The organism is Oleiphilus sp. HI0132 (assembly GCF_001635845.1).
The window spans coordinates 1-1,006 of sequence record NZ_LWGJ01000378.1 but is presented as its reverse complement, the minus strand read 5'-3'; the positions used below and the strand labels follow the sequence as shown (position 1 = coordinate 1,006).

The following is a 1,006-nucleotide window of genomic DNA, read 5'->3' as shown; positions in this document are numbered from 1 at the left end:
CCGAGTGTGCCGTGAGCTTGCCAAAGGCATTCCTACGACCTTTGCACCTCGACGCCATTTTGAGTAGGAATTGATTCGTGAACCGACCTGTTTTTGTGCCGATATCAAATAGTATGCGCCTAGGGGGACTTTTGTATTGAGCACTTTATCGAGCCACAAAAAACGCCTAAATAAACCTGCATTATTAAAAGGCAGGCCGTAGTAATGGTATTTAGTAGTTCCCACCCTAAAATCGAGCAAATTCAACCAATCTTCGATTCGCTTACCACCAATAAAACAACTATTCCAGGGTGCTTGCTGCGACCTCCCTAACAACCTCCTCACTCCCCAAGTACTGAGAGGGTTAAACCCAACTATCACCATCGTACCAGAAGACTTGAGCACCCTGGCTGCCTCTCGCAGGGTTTGATGAGGCGCACTGGAAAAATCTAGTGCATGGTGCAAGATAACAACATCTTGGGTTTCGCTTTCTAATGCCAATTCCTCAGAAGAAGAAATAATAGAGTTTTCAGGTAAGTCCGGTTCCCACTCTGGCAACACATAAAATTTATGCCCCAAGCTACTTGGGTTACCTACTGGCACCCTATGCGAGACACCTATCTCAGCCTGGTGATAGCCAAACAAGCGATGTATTTTATTTGCTATATTACGCCGTTGGTCAGCTAATAAACTACGTCCTAAAGCACTCTGAAACCACTGTTCCAGTTGCTGTTGTTTAGAACTGTTAGCCTGTGCATTTTTATCCAAATCTTGTAACCCTGACATCGCAAAGCTCCCGCAGCGTGCTCGCAACAAAGCAGACTCTATCTAAAGTAGCTTTAATTTACCCAGTATTCATTCTAAGCTATGACAAATCAACCTAAGTGAGAGTTATCATATGATAAAAGTTCATGGCATACCTGCTTTTTCAGACAATTATATCTGGTGTATATATGATGACGCGAGCATGCAGGCTGTCGTTGTTGATCCTGGCTCATTTAGTGACACTCAAGATTATTTGAATTCA

The 1,006-nt window shown here is 43.5% G+C and carries 1 protein-coding gene; it reads right to left on the bottom strand.

Features of this window, described 5'->3' with window-relative positions; translation table 11 throughout:
* Window positions 1-765: class I SAM-dependent methyltransferase (locus tag A3766_RS04625; protein WP_068641809.1), on the bottom strand; the 765-nt coding region annotated here is incomplete at its 3' end.
* Window positions 766-1,006 lie beyond the last annotated feature (241 nt).